The organism is Deltaproteobacteria bacterium (assembly GCA_021737785.1).
Lineage (GTDB): Bacteria > Desulfobacterota > DSM-4660 > Desulfatiglandales > Desulfatiglandaceae > AUK324.
This window is the reverse complement of sequence record JAIPDI010000025.1, coordinates 1-17,962: the sequence shown is the minus strand read 5'-3', so window position 1 is coordinate 17,962 and position 17,962 is coordinate 1. Positions and strand designations below refer to the sequence as shown.

At 57.7% G+C, this 17,962-nt stretch carries 16 protein-coding genes; 2 read left to right on the top strand and 14 right to left on the bottom strand.

What is annotated here, in order from left to right; translation table 11 throughout:
• Positions 1–18: 18 nt before the first annotated feature.
• The 13 genes from K9N21_13345 to K9N21_13285 form a co-directional block, all read right to left on the bottom strand.
• Positions 19–1,374 carry a KamA family radical SAM protein gene (locus K9N21_13345; protein ID MCF8144895.1) on the bottom strand — a complete coding sequence of 452 codons (1,356 nt, stop codon included), beginning with the start codon at positions 1,372–1,374 and terminating at the stop codon, positions 19–21.
• 561 nt (positions 1,375–1,935) lie between these two features.
• Complete coding sequence (locus tag K9N21_13340; protein MCF8144894.1) at positions 1,936–3,045, bottom strand: ABC transporter permease; 1,110 nt, start codon at positions 3,043–3,045, stop codon at positions 1,936–1,938.
• Positions 3,046–3,053: 8 nt separating this feature from the next.
• Complete coding sequence (locus K9N21_13335; protein ID MCF8144893.1) at positions 3,054–4,205, bottom strand: ABC transporter permease; 1,152 nt, start codon at positions 4,203–4,205, stop codon at positions 3,054–3,056.
• A complete protein-coding gene (locus tag K9N21_13330) occupies positions 4,202–6,067 on the bottom strand; it encodes an ATP-binding cassette domain-containing protein (GenBank protein MCF8144892.1) in 1,866 nt (621 codons plus the stop codon). Before K9N21_13330 ends, K9N21_13335 begins: the two co-directional genes overlap by 4 nt.
• Position 6,068: 1 nt before the next feature.
• On the bottom strand, positions 6,069–7,115 hold the full coding sequence (locus K9N21_13325) for an efflux RND transporter periplasmic adaptor subunit (GenBank protein MCF8144891.1): 1,047 nt from the start codon (positions 7,113–7,115) through the stop codon (positions 6,069–6,071).
• Positions 7,116–7,195: 80 nt separating this feature from the next.
• Positions 7,196–8,809: a phosphoenolpyruvate carboxykinase gene (locus K9N21_13320; protein ID MCF8144890.1), complete on the bottom strand. Its 1,614-nt coding sequence runs from the start codon at positions 8,807–8,809 to the stop codon at positions 7,196–7,198.
• 216 nt (positions 8,810–9,025) lie between these two features.
• Complete coding sequence (locus tag K9N21_13315) at positions 9,026–9,703, bottom strand: ABC transporter ATP-binding protein (protein ID MCF8144889.1); 678 nt, start codon at positions 9,701–9,703, stop codon at positions 9,026–9,028.
• Positions 9,704–9,916: 213 nt separating this feature from the next.
• Positions 9,917–11,074, bottom strand: coding sequence for an ABC transporter permease (locus K9N21_13310; protein MCF8144888.1), 1,158 nt, complete (start codon positions 11,072–11,074; stop codon positions 9,917–9,919).
• A 2-nt stretch (positions 11,075–11,076) separates the two neighbouring features.
• Entirely contained in the window at positions 11,077–11,643 is a 567-nt protein-coding gene (locus K9N21_13305; protein ID MCF8144887.1) for a DUF2318 domain-containing protein, read from the bottom strand.
• Positions 11,644–12,639: 996 nt separating this feature from the next.
• Positions 12,640–13,047 (bottom strand): 4Fe-4S binding protein, encoded by a 408-nt coding sequence (locus K9N21_13300; GenBank protein MCF8144886.1) that lies wholly within the window; start codon positions 13,045–13,047, stop codon positions 12,640–12,642.
• Positions 13,048–13,059: 12 nt separating this feature from the next.
• Positions 13,060–14,235 carry a homocysteine biosynthesis protein gene (locus tag K9N21_13295; protein MCF8144885.1) on the bottom strand — a complete coding sequence of 392 codons (1,176 nt, stop codon included), beginning with the start codon at positions 14,233–14,235 and terminating at the stop codon, positions 13,060–13,062.
• Between the two features lie 78 nt (positions 14,236–14,313).
• Positions 14,314–14,751 carry an MOSC domain-containing protein gene (locus K9N21_13290; GenBank protein MCF8144884.1) on the bottom strand — a complete coding sequence of 146 codons (438 nt, stop codon included), beginning with the start codon at positions 14,749–14,751 and terminating at the stop codon, positions 14,314–14,316.
• 95 nt (positions 14,752–14,846) lie between these two features.
• The gene (locus K9N21_13285) at positions 14,847–15,260 is read right to left on the bottom strand and encodes an Rrf2 family transcriptional regulator (protein MCF8144883.1); all 414 of its coding nucleotides are present in this window, start codon (positions 15,258–15,260) and stop codon (positions 14,847–14,849) included.
• A 315-nt stretch (positions 15,261–15,575) separates the two neighbouring features.
• Here K9N21_13285 and K9N21_13280 point away from each other — a divergent pair, with 315 nt between their 5' ends.
• Entirely contained in the window at positions 15,576–15,989 is a 414-nt protein-coding gene (locus tag K9N21_13280) for a PaaI family thioesterase (GenBank protein MCF8144882.1), read from the top strand.
• 43 nt (positions 15,990–16,032) lie between these two features.
• On the opposite strand, the gene K9N21_13275 is transcribed toward K9N21_13280, so the two are convergent.
• Positions 16,033–16,965: a D-alanine--D-alanine ligase gene (locus K9N21_13275; protein MCF8144881.1), complete on the bottom strand. Its 933-nt coding sequence runs from the start codon at positions 16,963–16,965 to the stop codon at positions 16,033–16,035.
• A 426-nt stretch (positions 16,966–17,391) separates the two neighbouring features.
• On the opposite strand from K9N21_13275, the gene K9N21_13270 reads away from it, so the two are divergent.
• Positions 17,392–17,962 (top strand): chromosomal replication initiator protein DnaA (locus tag K9N21_13270; protein ID MCF8144880.1); only part of this gene is annotated, 571 nt, incomplete at its 3' end.

Genomic DNA, 17,962 nt, shown 5'->3' with positions numbered 1-17,962 from the left:
GCCTCTCTTCTCTCGGACCTATTGATACAGCCCGTCCGGACAGGAGGCGTCCGCGGCATCGGGATAGCTGAAAAACTTCTCTTCATAGTTGCGCAGGATCAGGGCGTCGCCCTGCCTTCCGGCCACGTAATCGGGCATCAGCGGAACCTTGCCCCCCCCGCCGGGGGCGTCAATGACATAGGTGGGCACGGCATAGCCGCTGGTGAAGCCCCTGAGCCCTCGAATGATCTCCAGGCCCTTCTCCACCGGGGTCCTGAAATGGGCCGAGCCGGAGATGGGGTCACACTGGTAGAGGTAGTAGGGCCGGACCCGCATCTTGAGGAGGGCGTGAACCAGGGCGGTCATGGTCTCCACCCGGTCATTGATTCCCTTCAGCAACACGGTCTGAGATCCCAAAGGAATACCGGCGTCCGCCAGCATGGCGCACGCCCTGGCGCTCTCGGGCGTACATTCGTCCGGGTGGATGAAGTGCACGCTGATCCAGAGAGGGTGATATTTTCTCAGCATGCGCACAAGGGCCGGAGTGATGCGCTGGGGGAGCACCGCCGGGACCTTGGTCCCGATCCTCACGATCTCCACATGGGGAATGGACCTCAATCCCTTGAGGACCCACTCCAGCTTCTCCTCTCCCATGGTCAGCGGATCGCCTCCCGAAAGTAGGATATCCCGAACCGTGGGCGTCCGTCGAATATAGGCCAGGGCCGCCTCTAATCGATCCCGCTGAGGTGTAAGCGATCCATGGCCCACCATCCTGGAGCGGGTGCAATAGCGGCAATAGGTGGAGCAGAAATCGCTCAGCAGAAAAAGGACCCGGTCGGGATACCGGTGCACCAGGCCCGGTACCGGGCTCTGGGAGTCCTCGCCCAAAGGGTCATCCGCTTCCCCCGGCGACGCCATCTGCTCATATGCGGTCGGGATCACGCAGCGGCGCAGGGGATCCAGAGGATTGTCCACAGCGAGCAGGCTCATATAATAGGGGGTTACCCCGAAGGGGAGCGATGTCCCGAGATGCACCAGGGCATCCCGCTCCGGGGGCGACAGGTGGAGCATCATCTCGGCCTGTTGCAGGGTTCGAATGCGGTTCTGGATCTGCCAGTGCCAGTCGTTCCACTGGGTGTCTTTCACCTGGGGATAAAACCGTTTGCGGAAGGCCCGGGTCCCGGGGCTGGTCCGGGCAACGCGTCTGGGCTGGACAAAGGGTGGAACAGGAAAGGAATGGGTCGGGGTAATGACAAACGGGGCGGAATGGGCGTGCTGGAAGGGGAGCGCCGCAAATCCGCTGGGGGGCTCCTCGGCTTCTTCTCCGCTGGGAGGTTCGTCGTTTTCGTCTATCAGGAACTCAGATGGACTACTTTCTTGCGTGGTCTCGTGCATAGCGTGTTCCTCTCTTTTCAGTGTGGGTCGCCAAAACGTCTGAAACGGCATATAACCTGTTGCTCTGGCTGAATTTTCAGAAAAAATGACCCGAGGGCCGTCCTTTTGGCGGGCTAATATAGGCCTTTTCTAGCGCATTGCAACAAAAAAGTGAACAGACGTGCGCGCAATGTGCATTTTTTTTAATGCGGCATGTCGTCAACCAGAAAAGATCTCACCAGCAATTCTCATTAATGAGGCAGACCCGGTATCAACATCCTGTGTGAGCGGCATCTTGCCACGACGTTTCGCGGCTTGTCGCAGATCCCGTCTTTAGCGGGGGAAGCCGCTCCCACATGGCTATTTTCCCAAAATGAGAATCGCTGAGATCTCACACCGGGCCGCAAAACAGCCATCATCCTGAGCGTTCATCTCTCACACGCCGTAAGCCGCCGTCGGAAGAAGGTAAGAGGGTGTGCCCAAGACCTGCAACGCGCAAGGAGTAGCCCGTCCCGACCTCAAATATCTTTGCCTTCAATCCCTCAATCCCCAAACTCCTCAATCCCTCAATTCCTCAATCCCTCAATACATCCTTCGACGAAAGAGCCACCCGGCAATGACCAGGCTTGCCGCGCCGATCAGGGCCATGGGCCAGTAGAGGTTCCAGAGGAGATCGAAGGATGCGGCCTCCAAGAAGACCGACCGGACGATGATGAGGAAATAACGCAGGGGGTTGAGGTAGGTGAGATACTGGACCGCCGGGGGCATGTTGGCGATGGGGGTGGCGAAGCCTGATAGGATGATGGAAGGGACCAGAAACAGGAAAGTCCCCAAAAGGGCCTGCTGCTGGGTGACCGAGAGGGACGAGATCATGAGGCCCGCGCCCACCGCGGATAAGAGGAACATGAAAAGACCCGCATAGAGGGGCAGGAAGGCGCCCCTGAAAGGGACCTCGAACCATAACATGGCCATCAGGAGGATAAAGGTGGCCTCGGCCATGCCGATGATAAATCCGGGGAGGGCCTTGCCGATGAGGATCTCCACCGGCCTCAGGGGGGTCGCCAGCATCTGATCGAAGGTGCCGGCCTCCCTCTCCCTGGCCACGGACAGGGCCGTCAGGAGGAGACTTACCACCAGGGTCAGGAGGGCCACCAGGCCCGGAATAATGAACCAGCGGGAATCCAGGTTGGGATTGAACCAGAATCGAATGCGCAACTCTGCCGGGGCCGGGGCATCTCCCCGGCCCGCGGACCAGGCAGTGTTGAAGCCCGTGACAACGCCCCGCACATAATTGAGCACAATCATGGCCGTATTGGAGTTGCGGCCGTCCACCACCACTTGAACACGCGCCGGTCGGCCCCGCAGGAGGTCCTCCGAAAACCTGGGCCCTATGTGGACCACGGCCATGACCTTCCGGTCATCGATGAGGGGCCTCACCTCCCGGTCGCTCTCTAACCGGGCCGCCAGTTGGAAGTTGGGCGATCCCTCCAGCCGCGCCAGGAGGTCCCTCGAGGCCCGGCCCCGGTCCTCATTGTACACGGCATAGGTCACATGCTCCAGATCGAAGGTCGCTGCATATCCGAACACCATGAGCTGGACAATGGGGGGGACGATCAGGACCATCCGGCTCTTGGGGTCAATGACAATGGCGAATATTTCCTTGATCATCAAGGCCAGTATGCGGCGCAGCATTCTATCCCCTATTCCAGACGTTTTTTCATCCGCTTCCGTACCAGGACCAGGAAAAGGACGCACATGATCCCCAGGGCCAGGGAGTTCCAGGCCACCACGCTCCATACGTCGCCCGCAAGAAAGAGGGTCTGAAGGATACTGACGAAATATCGGGCGGCAATGATATGGGTGATGAACTGCACGGCCTTCGGCATGGAACCGATGTCGAAGAGGAAGCCGGAGAGGATGAATGCCGGGAGAAAGGTGGCGATAATGGCGATCTGGCCGGCCACGAACTGGTTCTTGGCGGCCACCGAGATCAGGAGCCCCATGGCCAGAGAGGTCAGGAGAAAGAGTCCGGCCGTGGCAAAGAGGACCCAATAGGAACCGCGAAACGGGACGTCAAAGACCCAGACCGCCATGGCCACGGACAGGGTCATGCCGCCCATGCCCAGGATAAAATAGGGGATGATCTTTCCCAGGAGGATCTCCTGTACCCGGACCGGCGTCACCATCAATGCCTCCATGGTCCCCCGCTCCCACTCCCTGGCCACCACCATGGCGGTGAGGAGGGCCCCGATGAGGGTCATGATGATGGCAATGAGACCGGGCACCAGGAAGCTCCGGCTCCGCATCTCCGCATTGAACCAGATGCGTTGTTCCACCGCCACAGGGACGCTAAGGGGGCTGTCCCGCTCCAAAGCCAGTCGCTCCTGCCATTTCGACCACACCCCTGTCACATACCCCTCGATGATCCTGGCCTGATTGGCATCTACGCCATTGACAATCACCCCGATGGAGGCAGATCCGGGGCCCCGCATCTCCCTGGCGAAATTGCCGCGGAGCCATACGATCCCATCCACCTCCCGATGCATCAGGGCCTCTTCAGCAACCTGAATCGTGTTCATGGTCTTCGGCCTGAAATAGCGGGACTCCTGAAATCCCCCCACAAATGAGGCCGTCTCGGTTCCCGGGTGTTCCACCACAAGGGCGATGGGGACATGCTCGGCATCCAGGGACACCCCGTATCCGAAAAGGATCAGGAGGATCACGGGAAGCACAAAAGCGATGGCAATGCTGGAAGGATCCCTGACGATCTGATGAAACTCCTTCTTCATCAGGCCGTTCAGACGCATCAGGCGCTTTCCGGTCGGGAGTTCCGATGGATTCGGGCGGTTCATGCAGCGTCCCTCACTGCTTCTTCGCCGGATGCGATCATGGCGATAAAGGCGTCCTCCAGGCTCGGGTCCGGAAGGTCCGGGGAGCGATATCGTTCCTTGATCTGCGACGGGGTCCCTTCCCCTAAGATCTCGCCCTGGGCCATGATGACCAGACGGTCGCAATATTCGGCCTCATCCATGAAGTGGGTGGTCACCAGGACCGTGACGTTGGCCTCGGCCAACTGACCGATGCGCTGCCAGAATTCCCTCCGGGCAATGGGATCCACCCCGGAGGTGGGCTCGTCTAAAAACAGGATGTCGGGTTCATGCATCAGGGCGGCGGCAAGGGCCAGCCGCTTCTTGAAGCCTAAAGCAAGGTCCCCGCTGGCCCTGTCCGCCACAGGCCCCAGGCCGAAGGAGGCCATGGCCCAGTCGATCCGATCCTTCTGGCGCTTCCCCCACAACCCATAGGCACTGCTGAAAAACCGGAGGTTCTGGGTCACGTTCAGTCCGCTGTAGAGGGAGAACTTCTGGGCCATATAGCCGATTCGGGCCCTGGCATGGGCCGGCGCGGTTCGAAGGTCCACTCCGGCCACGGTCAACCGGCCCCCGGAGGGCGGAAGAAGACCGCAAAGCATCCGGAATGTGGTGGATTTGCCGGCCCCGTTGGCCCCCAGGAGACCAAATATCTCGCCGTGCCGCACGCGGAAGTTGATCTTGTTCACCGCCACGAACTCACCAAATCGCCGCTCCACCTCCTCCACCACGATGACATCCCCGTCCCTGTCAGGTCCGGTGGGAATGCCGGCAGCCATCTTCGGGTCATCTGCAGGCTGCGATCCTCCTTTTTCATCGACATGGGCCGTGAGCAGGGCGATAAAGGCGTCTTCGAACCGGGGCGGCGTCGGGGTGACCGTTACCGCGGGCTCGGGGCTCGGGCCTCGGGGCTTGGAGGTTGAAGCGCGGGCAGATAAGTCCTGACCGCCGACCTCACGAGAGGCCTCCATAAGCGCGGCCACGGCCTCAGGTTGCAGGGGAGTGCCCATGACCAGGCGCACCCCGTCCCCTGAGATCACGGCGTCCAAGACCCCTGGCTTTCCATGGAACGCCTTCTGAATCTTTCGCCTGCGGAGGGACCGGGACGTAAGGAAAAAGGTCTGATTCTGAAGCCGGCTGCTGAAGACCGACGGCGCGTCCTGGCCCAGGGCGGTCCCTTCATGAAGGAGAAGGACCTCCTGGCATCGCTCGGCCTCGTCCAGATAGGCGGTGCTCAAAAGGACGCTCATTCCCTCTTCCTCCACCAGGTGATAGACGATCTCCCACAGCTCGCGTCTGGAGACCGGGTCCACGCCCACGGTGGGTTCGTCCAGGAGGAGAAGGGCCGGGGGCTTGACCAGGGTGCAGGCCAGGCCCAGCTTCTGTTTCATGCCGCCGGAGAGCCTTCCGGCCAGTCTTTTGGTAAACCGGCCGAGTCCGGTCATCTTCATGAGGGTCTCATACCGGGCCGGTCGCTCGGTCCTAGGGGCCCCCTGAAGGTCGGCATACAGGTCCAGGTTTTCTTGAACACTCAGGTCTTCGTACAGGCCGAAATGCTGGGGCATGTATCCGATGGCCGCCTGCACCCGAAGGGCCTCCTGCTTCACGTCCATGCCCAGCACGTGAATGGTGCCGCTGTCCGGGAGGAGGAGACCAGCAATGAGGCGCATGAGGGTGGTCTTGCCGGCCCCGTCCGGGCCGATGAGGCCGGTAACCACCCCGGCTTTCACCCTGGCCGAGACCTCCTTGACCGCGGTCACCTTATGCCTGCCGGATCGGAAGCGTTTGGTCACGGCATCCAGAGCCAGGGCATCCGGATCCGAAGCAGCGTCCGTCTCCTTGGCCATATCATCCGTCCTGACACGATCCCCCATCGGAACCGCCCGCCCGGGAGGGAGGCTGATCCAGGGGGATGGAGACCGTGGCCGGCATGCCGAGCCGGAGTTCGTCCTGAGGATCGCAGATATAAGCCCTCACCTCATAGACCAGGCGGGTGCGGAGGTCCGGGGTCTCCACATTCTTGGGCGTGAATTCCGCAGTGGGGGATATGAATCCGATCCACCCCTTGTATGTCTTCCCGGGATAGCTGTCTGTGCTGATGTGGGCCTGCATTCCGGGGACGATCTTGCCCAGGCTGGGCTCAGGCACATATGCCCTGACCCACATGGGCCTGGTAAGGGCCAGGGTAAAAACAGGACTCTGGGGAAAGGCCATGTCCCCGGGTTCCAGGATGCGGTCCCGAATAATCCCGGGGGCCGGGGCGTAGAGCCGGGTATCCAGAAGCTGCTGCCGGGCCATATCCAGGCCGGCCTGGGTGGCCCGAAGCTGGGCCTCGGCCGCCTTGATGTCCTCCTCCCGGGGCCCGATCACCGCCAGTTCAAGGGCCTCCTTCGCCTCTTTCAGGCGGGCCCGGGCCGTATCCATCTTGGCCGTGGCATCGTCCAGCTCCTGCTGGGGCGCATAATCCGTGGCCACCAGCCCCTTGATCCGATGGTAGGTGAGCTCCGCGTCCTTGAAGGTGGCCTCGTTGGCCTGAACCGCAGCCTTGGCCTGTTCGATCTCCTGAGGCCGGGTGCCGTTGTGGAGGCGGGTCACCTCCTGAAACTGGGCCTCCAGCTTCCCCTCCAATTGCCTCACATCGATTGAATAGCGGACCGGGTCCATCTCGGCCACCAGTTGCCCCGCCTCGACCCGATCCCCCTCCTCCACCAGGAGACGAAGGATGCGGCCGGTATCGTAAAAGGCCAGGTTAACCTGACGGATGTCCACATTTCCGTAAAGGGTCAGCACCCGCTGCGGGGCCTTTTCCCGTTCCCCAAACGAAACCCACGCTACGGCCGCGGCCCCTGCCAGCAAGAGGAGGAGCACCACCCGGACCGTCTTTCTTTTTGCCATACCATCCTCAAAAAACGCACCCGACCCCCATGGATCGGCATGCCGATTTCTGCTGGAATTCAGAACCCTATCCCTTGACGTTAACCCACCCTGGGACCGGCCTCCAACACCGCTTTGGGCGTCTGATCCTGGAATTGAACAAAGTTTTCCTGAAACAGCCCTGCCAGTCTTTTCGCCTGGGCATCGTAGGCCGCAGGGTCGAACCAGGTGTCTCTCGGATTCAGGATTTCCGACGGAACGTCAGGGGCCTTTACCGGGACCTTGAAAGAGAACAGCGGGTCGATTCGCATCTCCACCCCTTCCAGGGCGCCGTTAAGGGCCGCATCGAGAAGGGCCCGGGTGTGTTGGATCTTCATGCGCGACCCGGTTCCGTAAGGCCCGCCGGTCCAGCCCGTGTTCACCAGCCAGCAGGCGGTCCCGTGCCCGGCGATTTTGTCAGCCAGGAGCTGGGCATAGACAGAGGGGTGCCGCACCATGAAAGGGGCCCCGAAGCAGGCGCTGAAGGTGGCTATGGGCTCGGTAACCCCCTTCTCCGTCCCGGCCACCTTGGCCGTGTAACCGCTGATGAAATGATACATGGCCTGCTCGGGCGTCAACCTGGCGATGGGAGGAAGGATCCCGAAGGCGTCGGCCGTCAGCATGATGATGTTTTTGGGATGCCCTGCCATCCGGGAAGGGACGATGTTGGGGAGGTGGGAGAGAGGATAGGAGGCCCGGGTGTTTTCCGTGAGGCGGCTGTCGTCCAGGTCGATACGCCGGATAGCGGGATTCATGGCCACATTCTCCAGGATGGTGCCGAACTGCCGGGTGCACGCATAGATTTCCGGTTCCGCCTCCTTGGAGAGATGGATCACCTTGGCGTAACACCCCCCCTCGAAATTAAAGACCCCCGCGTCGGACCACCCGTGTTCGTCATCCCCGATCAACAGCCGGTTGGGGTCCGCGGAAAGGGTGGTCTTTCCGGTGCCTGACAAGCCGAAGAAGATGGCCACATCATCGGGGTCCGCCTTGCTCACATTGGCCGAGCAGTGCATGGAAAGGACCTTCCGGCCCGGAAGGAGAAAGTTGAGGGCCGTAAAGATGGACTTCTTGATCTCCCCCCCATAGGCCGTTCCGCCGATGAGGATCAGCTTCTTACTTAAGTGAAGCGCCACGAAAGTCCCGCTCCGGGTCCCGTCATCGTCCGGATCCGCATTGAAATTGGGGCAGTGAAGCACCGTGAAATCGGGAACAAACTGCCGGATGATCTCCCGATCGCGGGGCATCTGGATGAACATGTTTCGGACAAAGAGGTTGTGCCAGGCATACTCATTGACTACGCGAACCGAGTGCCGGAACTGCTCCTCGGCCCCTGCGTAACAGTCCTGGACAAAAACGGTCTTCCCCCGAAGGTAAGCCGCCATGCGTCTGTGAAGTGCATGGAATTTCTTCTCGGGATATTTTACATTGACCTTTCCCCACCAGACGTCCCTGGTGGTTTCCGGGTCATCCACCACGTACTTGTCCTTGGCAGCCCGGCCGGTGTGCTGTCCCATGCTCACCACCAGCGGCCCCAGGTGGGCAATGGTCCCCTCGTATCTGCGGACGGCCCATTCGTACAGCATGGGCGTCGACAGGTTCCAGTGCACCTGCCCAAGATCATTAAGCCCCGCGTTTTCCAGCCCGTAATCGGGAATCAGATCATGCATTTCCATGGTCCTTCTCCTTTCCATCTTGCTGCACCAGGGAGGTGACAGGCGCGTCAAACATGCGTCCAACCCACCCCTATATTGCACAGAACCCCCCTTTAAGGCAACGAAGAACCGACACGAAACACAAATCAAAAATACTGACTCACTCGAAGACACAGTCGTGTAAACAATAAACTGAAGTTCCTTTGCGCCTCCCTGGAAGCAGCTGCTGCACGGCCATTACTCAACCGTTGCCGCCAGGCGACCGTCCGAGACCCTCAACACCCTTTCCGCATAACCGGCACAATCGGAACTGTGGGTGACCATGAGAATGCTCGCCCCCTCTTGGTTGATTCTTTGAAGAAGGCGCATCACCTCGCGGGATGTTATGGAGTCAAGATTGCCAGTGGGCTCATCTGCCAACAGGACCGGCGGACCGTTCACGATGGCCCGGGCCACGGCGACGCGTTCCTTTTCACCTCCGGATATCTGGCTGGGAAGACGCCCTCCTTTTCCTGAAAGACCCACCTGATCCAGGGCATCCTCTGCGAGCGCACGTTTCTTTTTCCTGCCAATCTTGACCGTGGTCAGCGGAAGCATGACGTTTTCCGCAACCGTCAAGTAAGGGATCAAATGAAAGCTTTGAAACACAAAGCCTATGAATTCCCTTCGAAAGTCTGTTCTTCTTTCGGAACCGAGGCCGTAGACATCGATACCATCGACAAAAAACCCTCCCGAAGTCGGCGGGTTCATGGCCCCCATAATTGAAAGAAGGGTCGATTTCCCGGCCCCCGACTCCCCCATGATGGCGACAAATTCACCGGCCTGGACCTCAAAGCTGATATCGCGAACGGCCATCACGGATGTGTCGCCGACACCATATTGTTTTACAAGATGCTCTGCTTTTATGTAGCTCATGATTTACCTCCTAACGCGGTGCAACCACAACCAAAAAATGTCTCACACAGAGGCACAGAGACACAAAGCTTTTTTTGTCCAAAGGCTCCTACCGAATAACGGACTACCGCCCGGCAGGGCTGGGTTTGTTCTGATCCTGAATCTTTCTTCCAGGATCGGAACAGACCCATCAAGACTTCTTCGCACGTTGCAGAGAAGTTACAGATAACGCGTCTAAAGGGCGTTCAGCGCCTGATTCGGATCCATGCGTGCGGCCATGAACGCCGGATAGGTACTGGAAACAAGTCCTGCGAGGACCGCTAACGCAAATGCCCCGATCGCAAGCCCCAAGCTTGGGTGAACCGATGCCCCCCCGCTTTCGGAAAAGAAGCGGATGGCGCCCGCCGCAACCAGGACCCCGGCGATATACCCGATAATCCCGGCGATTGCAGAAATAAACCCGGCCTCAAGGAGCACGATTTTGAAGACATGGCGCTTTCGAAACCCTATGGCCCTGAAAACCCCGATCTCCTCGGTACGCTCTCTTACGCTTCCCATCATGGTGACGAGAACCACCAGGCTCCCCACCAGCACAACCACCATAGAAACGCCATATGAGAATTTCCTGAAATGGGCCAGGGCCTCCATCCGGCCTTTTACCACCTGCTGAATAGCCATTACCTTGGCCCCGGGTACCACCTCTGATATCTGGCTCACCATATCTTCAATCGGGCAATCCTTGCAAAGGGCCGCGATTTCGGCCATGGACACGCGGCCCTCCATGTTCAAGATCCCCTGGGCGGTCTTCAGGGGAACAAAGATCAGCTGATCGTCCTGAGATCCTGTCGCTCTCAGGACACCCGAAACAGAGAAGGCTTTCCCCTTCATCTCTATTGTGCTCCCCGCTTTCAGGTTTAAAACCGCGGCCGTGTCCGCCCCCAAGAGAACGCACGATCCACCCGGCAGGGTCCCGTCGATCTTCCACCACGGTTTCAGAATGGGAGTTACCTCAAAGTCGACTCCGGCCAGCAGAACCCTGTGACCGGACACATTAACCACCCCAAATACCATCGGGCCCAGCCCCGCCACATTGGCCGCATTCTTTATCGAGCCGACCCTGGCCAGATCCTCCTCTTTGATCTCCTTCATTTCAAAGGAAACGCCGCCTAATGACAGTCCGCCATAACTGAGTGAGAGGTTCTCCGTCTTCGGGACAACCAGGATATTAGCGCCGTATTTCTCCAGCTTATGATTGATGTTGTGGGTCATCGCGCCTACGAAACTAACCAGTGCAACTACGGTCGAGACCCCGATGACAAGCCCGGCAAGGACAAACAGGGCCTTTGCCTTCCGCCGCAAGAGGTTCTTGAATGCAATATCTCTCAGATTCATCTCTATCCCCTCTTTGAGAAATCAAAATACTTTTTCCCGCCAAGGATGTCCTCGACCCGCAGCACCACATTCACGCCCTGGATCTGTCTCTCAAGCGGCGCCGGGTTACATCCCCCTTTGACCTCGTTCACGCGGTTGGACGGAAATTTTTGTCCGCAATTCAGACAAACCATGGCATCCCCTGACTGTTTATACCCTTTTCCGGCATGCCAGCAGACGTCGCAGGCGTCAAAGGCCGCCCGGATGACACCGTCGGCGCTTTTAAGAATGAAGTATTGAACCGTGATGGCATCCCCGGCTTCATAGCGAAAATGCCGGGCCTTCCCGTCAGAAAAAAGCGCAACCGGGTAGGAGACCAAGGTCGACGACCCCTGTGAACCGGAAAAAGTGTCAGACCTCCCCTCCTTTTCGGTATTCTGGGTGGCAAGCAGCACACCGGCTCCCAGCAATAGGACGAAAACAACACCTGCGAGCGCCCACCAAAGCCGACGGTTCTTTCCTGTCTTCAGGATCAAGGCCTTTTTTTCAGCGCTCTTTTCTTGGATTCGGTTCTTTTTTTTATCCGACATGGTTAACTCCTTATAATTTTAGTAATTAGTTCCATTCTGGATCATCTGGCCGAACAGCACCTGCCTGAAGCCTTCCGATTCCGTACAGCCTGTTCCAGATCTTCTTTTTATGGCATCATAGGCGGCAGCCCGCGGGACTGAGATTACCGGGCAGCGACACCGCCAGCTGATTTGCACACAACCCTGATCCAGGCCACACCTCTTTGACCGGTCGCAAAGCCACTACACAACGCTCTCTGAGCATCGGGCACCAGTTTCAGGCCCTGCGACAGGACCTGGCCGGTTACGAACTTATGGATTTAGACCGATGATAAAGGGAAAGCGGCCGTTATACGGGCAGCGGATTTCAATGCCGATACCCGGGGCACAGGTGTTAACAGAGAAATACGGAATTTTTGAGGTGTGGCGGAATGGGGGCAGCCCTTGCGGGCAGGAGATATTGAGCAGGGACCGGCCGGTTGGGCATATGCGAAAGATCAACCGCTGAAGGGATAACAGCGAGACCCGAATTTAATAACCGATCCGTTCTAAGTATCGATGTGGGTGTCAGACCGTCGGTCTTCCTGTTCCCTTGGGCCAGCTTGCAGCATGAAGGGAGATTCTCATCTTGACAGACGTGTTTCTGGATCGTCTCGGCCGCCGGGTCACCATATCGGGGAACACAGAGAGGAGAGCGCGGCACCACTTCTTCGGCTTGATGCAATGAAACATCATGACATGCGCTCTCAGGCTGCATGGCTCTCTTTTTCCGGCAGCACTCGCCCTGGCAGGTATTATTGGACACCGCGTGCGCATAACCGGCGACTGCAAAAAAAAGGGCCAGACCCAAAGCGGTTGTCTTAAATATGGTTTTCCGAATCTTCATGCCCATCCCATCTCAGATGGCCGCCGGCTGGAAAACCCGCCGGGCTGGATAGAAAGCGAAACTTTTGGATTCGAAATCGGACGTACAGTCAGAATTCTCAGTAATTTCATTTGGTGTAGATCCTTCTTGGATCAGAAGTGCGACACAATGGCCCTGTACGGACAAACATCCACGCACGACAGGCAGACCACACACCTGTCTGCATCATAAGAAACCATCCATGTCTCGCGGTTGACATCGAGCGCGCCGGTGGGACATACCGGAACACAGGCGGTGCAACTGGTGCATTGATCTTCCAGATGCCGGATCTCCCCGGCAAGCGGCTCAATCCCGATCCCTTGGCGTTCCAGGTAAGCGGTCCCGCCCGAGAGCCGACTTTCCTCCCCGGTCAGTTCCACCACCATCCGGCCCAGCTTGCCTGGATCGATGGCCGCCCGCAGAATATTGACTTTCAGGCCGTGATCGCTGATCAGATGGTAGATTATGGGATCTTCCACACTGCTGGGGGGGAAGGTGAGGACCACCTTTTTTTTCTTCATCCCGGTGTCTCCTTATTTATGGTTCGGCCCCGGCAGCGGCTGCACCGCCTGGGTCATAAAGAATTTTCCATCCGTTATTAAGGACTTGAGATATCCTGCGACCTCCTTGGCCTTGGCATAACTGGAAAAGGATCCGGTCGGCACCTTCTTTCCGTTGACCTCTATGGTCCCACTCTTGAGTTCCTCATAGGTTACCTCGGCCAGCTTGGGTTTACCTTCTCCGGTCGGATAAAATACACCGTAGTCAATCACGGGTGCTTTCAGCTCCGCATCAGAGATAGAGACAAACCGCATCATCTCCTCATCGAGGATCGGGATGGGAAGGCCGACGGCGACACTCAGGCTGACCCCGTATCCGGTAAAAGATACGGCCCGCAGCCATTTGGGGTCCATATCCTTCAAATTTCCGATAAGCGCCAGGGTCCCGGCACCTGCAGTGGGTGTTCCGTTTGCCAGCCTGGGGACGTCAGGGTTGTGCTGGGTTCCGTTCCAAACCACATATCCCTCGGTACCGCAAAAGAATATACGGGTGCCGATGCCGATGGTGCGGTACATCGGATCGTTCAAGAGCGGGGAAAGTTGACCAGCGCTGCAATAATTGGCATTTCCCAGTCTCGGCTTGAGCTTACCCATATAGGTATAGATCGGCTTGTCAGAGAGGTTCACCGCCACGTTATAATTCTGATAACAATTTCTGGGGTTGAAAAGAAACGCCTCATTCATATCTTCAAATCCGATCATCTGCTCGCGCCTTTTCTTGGGGTAACAATCGGTTCCGTAACCCCCTGCATTGAGAAGGACCTTCTTGCCTTGCGCCAGCTCTTCAATCACATGGGCGCCCCCGTATCTGAAACGTCCCGGCCGGCCGTTATTGTTACGCGGATCACCCTCGGGAAGTGCGGTTGCCCCGAGGTAAATATCTGCGGCGGCCAATCCGGCGTATGCGGGAACGTCGTTGAGGGTTGCATACCCGCCGCCAAACTTCATCTTCTGCTGTTCCTGCCTGAGGTTGATAAACGCCCCGGAAGAACACATGGGGCTGAAGGTCCCGGTGGTCACAACATCCACTTCTCGCGACGCCCGCTTAATCCCTTTTTCACGAACCACCTCGATTATCTCCTCAGCGGTAAACACCACGACAGACCCTGCCCGGATCTTTTCATTTATTTCTTCTATTGTTCTTGCCATCTGGTTTTCTCCTGTCCTTAAACGGATGCGTGGGCCCCTTGACGCATCCGGGCATCGTCTTAACGTCGTAGGGTCGCATCAAGGCCTCCCCACGATGCGCACCGCGTCGCCACACCGGATCTTCCCGCCACTGATCACCCTGCCGAACACCCCTTCCCGGGGCATGATGCAATCCCCGGACAGATAGTAGACCGCACACCGCTTGTGACAATCCTTCCCTTTCTGTGTGATCTCCACCAGGGCTGAATCTCCAAGGCCCATCCGGGTCCCCACTGGAATCGCTTGCCAGTCAACCCCTGTTGTGGCGATATTCTCTGCAAAGCTTCCAAAAGCCACATCCAGCCCCCGACCCCGTGCACCTTGAATGCTTTCAGCCGAAAGGAAACTCACCTGCCGGTGCCACGGGCCTGCGTGGGCATCACCTTCAATCCCGTAATCCTTGAGGAGTGACGCTTCTCTCACCTCCCCCTTGGGGGTCCCTTTCTTCCTGCTGATGGCGATGGAGGCAATTTTCATGTTGCCCCCTTCACCCTGTCCTGCGTCGACGATGCTGACTTTTTCAGTGTTCTCATCCATTTAAGCATTCCCTGGCAGGCGACATCGCCTACCGCTTATCTGTTGCTTCCCTTCTCGATGATGTTGGCCAGGGTTGAGGCATCGAGTCTCTCATAAATCGCCCGGGTGGCATCCTCCCAGACGGTACGGGTCAGGCAACTGTTGGTCTTCTCGCACACGTCCGGGTTTTCTATGCAGTGGGTCAGGTCTATCCCCCCCTCCATCACCCGGACAATCTCTCCAATGGTAATCTCCTCAGGGGATTTGGTCAGCATATGCCCCCCCTTTGGACCGCGGGCGCTCTCGATCAGGCGGGCCTTCTTAAGCGGGATAATGAGTTGTTCAAGATATTTGACAGAGATATTCTCACGTCTTGAAATATCTCCGATCTGCACCGGTCCTTCATCGTAGTGGGCGGCCAAATCGAGCATCATTCGCGTGCCGTACCGACTTCTCGTGGATAATTTCATGCCAGCGCCTCATTCTGCATACGATGCACTCCCTCCCCATACGGCCAGGCCTTATTCGTCCAAGATTCTATAGCATTTCATTCTATAGCATTCTTGTATAGTATGAATCCGTCCCTCGCCTGTCAATAAAAAAGTTTTTGTTCACAAGAAGATAATTCCAAACCCTTTTGGCAACCGTGCAGGGCCATCGGATCTTGTCGGCTGTATTCACGGCTTGACACAGGTGTTTTCCGGCGTTAATACCGGTGGGAACGGCATCCGGCGGCCGCACCAGGTGAAGCCGGACTGAACCCGAAATGCTGAAGGAGATGCCCGATGAACCACCCCCTTATAAAGGATGCCTATTGTTTCTGCTGCGGAAAAGACAATCCCAATGGACTCCAGCTCAGCATCGTCAATCACGGACCGGCGGGGGTCAAGACCGACTTCATCGCTGAAAAGAGATACTGCGGATGGTCAGGGTATCTTCATGGCGGGGTGATCAGTCTTATCTTTGACGAACTGCTGGGGTGGGTCTCATTCCATCTGGGATATGACGCGGTCACGGCCAGACTGGAGGTCCGGTACCGTCAGCCGGTGCCCCTGGAATCCCGGCTCATCCTGAAAGCCGCGTTAAAAAGGGAGGAGAAAGGACTGCTCGATATCGACACCACTGCCTGCCTGGAGGATGGATCGGTGGCCGCGGTCGGAAAAGGCCGCATGATGATCATTGAAAAACGCCGGCCCTAACCCGGTGCGGGGAGTCTGGGGGAGATGTTGTAAATCAGATCGGCTAATCCTCCAGGGAAAGGGCGATCATCCTGTCCAGGAGATCGGAAAGGGACATGCCTGCGGCCCGGGCCGCCAGGGGAAAAAGGCTGGTCTCGGTCATTCCGGGGATGGTATTGGTCTCCAACAGATAGAGGGTCTCATCCCGAATGATCATGTCGCTCCTGCTCCAAACGCGGCAGCCCAGGGCGGTGTGCGCTGCTTTTGCCCATTTGGCGGCCTCTTGGGCCAGGACCTGCGGGATGGGGGCCGGACAGATTTCACGGGTGGCGCCCGGCGTATATTTGGCCTCGTAGTCAAAAAAGGCGTACGCATCCGTCGGAACAATCTCCACAACAGGAAGTGCCTCGAGCGCCTGGTTCCCCAGAACGCAACAGGTAATCTCGGTTCCCGCCACATATGCCTCGGCCATCACCTCCCTGTCATACTGAAAGGCCTTCTTTATACCTTCCGCGATCGATTCCCTGTCATGTGCGATAGCGATCCCGAGACTGGACCCCTCGGAGACCGGCTTGACCACCAGAGGAACCCCGAGCCTCTCCGCAACCTCGTCTGCAGAAAACCCCTCTCCGCGATTCAGGATCATATCCTCTGCCACCGGCAGCCCGGCCCTTCTAAAAACATCCTTTGCAACCCGTTTATTCAGAGCCATGGCGCTGGCCAGTACCCCGGATCCCACAAAGGGGATCTGCAACAGATCCAGCATCCCCTGGATCCTTCCATCTTCTCCAAACCTTCCATGAAGCAGGATAAAAGCCAGGTCTATCTCCCCCCTCTTTCTGATCAAAGTCTCAAGGTCGTCCCGGGGATCGTAGAGGGTTACATCGTATCTCTCCCTGTTGAGGGCCTCGTAAACAGCCTTTCCGCTCTTTAAAGAGACTTGTCTCTCACCGGACCAACCCCCTGCCAGCACCGCAATCCTGATTTTGCGCGTCACCCGCTCCCCCCTGTACCGAAAAAAAAAGCCAGAAAAATTGAAAATCGCCAAAAAAGTGTGAAAGATGAAGTAATCGGGAGTTCGATGATGTGGATAACATTTTCCACAATACTTCAATTTTGATTAACCCATTGTCTTTACATATGATTTTCTACAGGTGATTTCGTCCCTTTTCTCGCCCCCTTACATCTGCGCATCCGTTTTTGCCTGCAAACGGGACCGGTTAGCAGGTGTCGAAAAGGAGACCTAACGTAAGTGTTCATTCCCCGCCGTGACCTTTGACAGGCCTTTGCGATTTCGTGTAAAAGCCTCGATCAACATTGCAGGCGCAAGGCACAACGAACAAGGCTAATTTCAAACCGCAGCTTCACCATTCAACTTCAAACTCCAAATTTCCAACTTCACACGTCACAAGAGGAGCATGCCATGAGCGCGGTCTGGGACCAGGTCAAGGACCAAATCCGGTCCTATCTTCCAAAAAACAGCTTCTCCCTCTGGATCCATCCCATCTCCTGCCTGGAGGCGAACGGGACATCCATGGTCCTGGGCTGCCCCAACCGGTTCTCCAGAAACTGGGTCATGGAAAACTACCTGAGCCTGATCCGGGAGAAACTGGAGGCCTCGGGCATGGGCCATATGGCCGTCGACTTCAAGGTCCAGGCCCGCAAGCGGGAGCCCTCTCCCGCCGCTCTCCCGACCCACCCCGACCAGTTGCCCCTGCCTTCCATGCCCCGGCCCAGAAACCTCTGGCTCAAGAGCCAGTTTACCTTTGACCGCTTTATCGTCGGTCAATCCAACGAGTTTGCCTATTCCGCGTCCAGGAGCATGGCATCGGGCGGCTCCTGCGACTATCAGTCGCTCCTGATGCTCGCCAACACCGGTCTGGGCAAGACCCATCTCTCCCAGGCCATCGGGCATACCATCCTGGACAAGGATCCCGAATCCCGGATCTTCTACATGACGGCCGAGGATTTCACCAACGAGATGATCGCGTCCC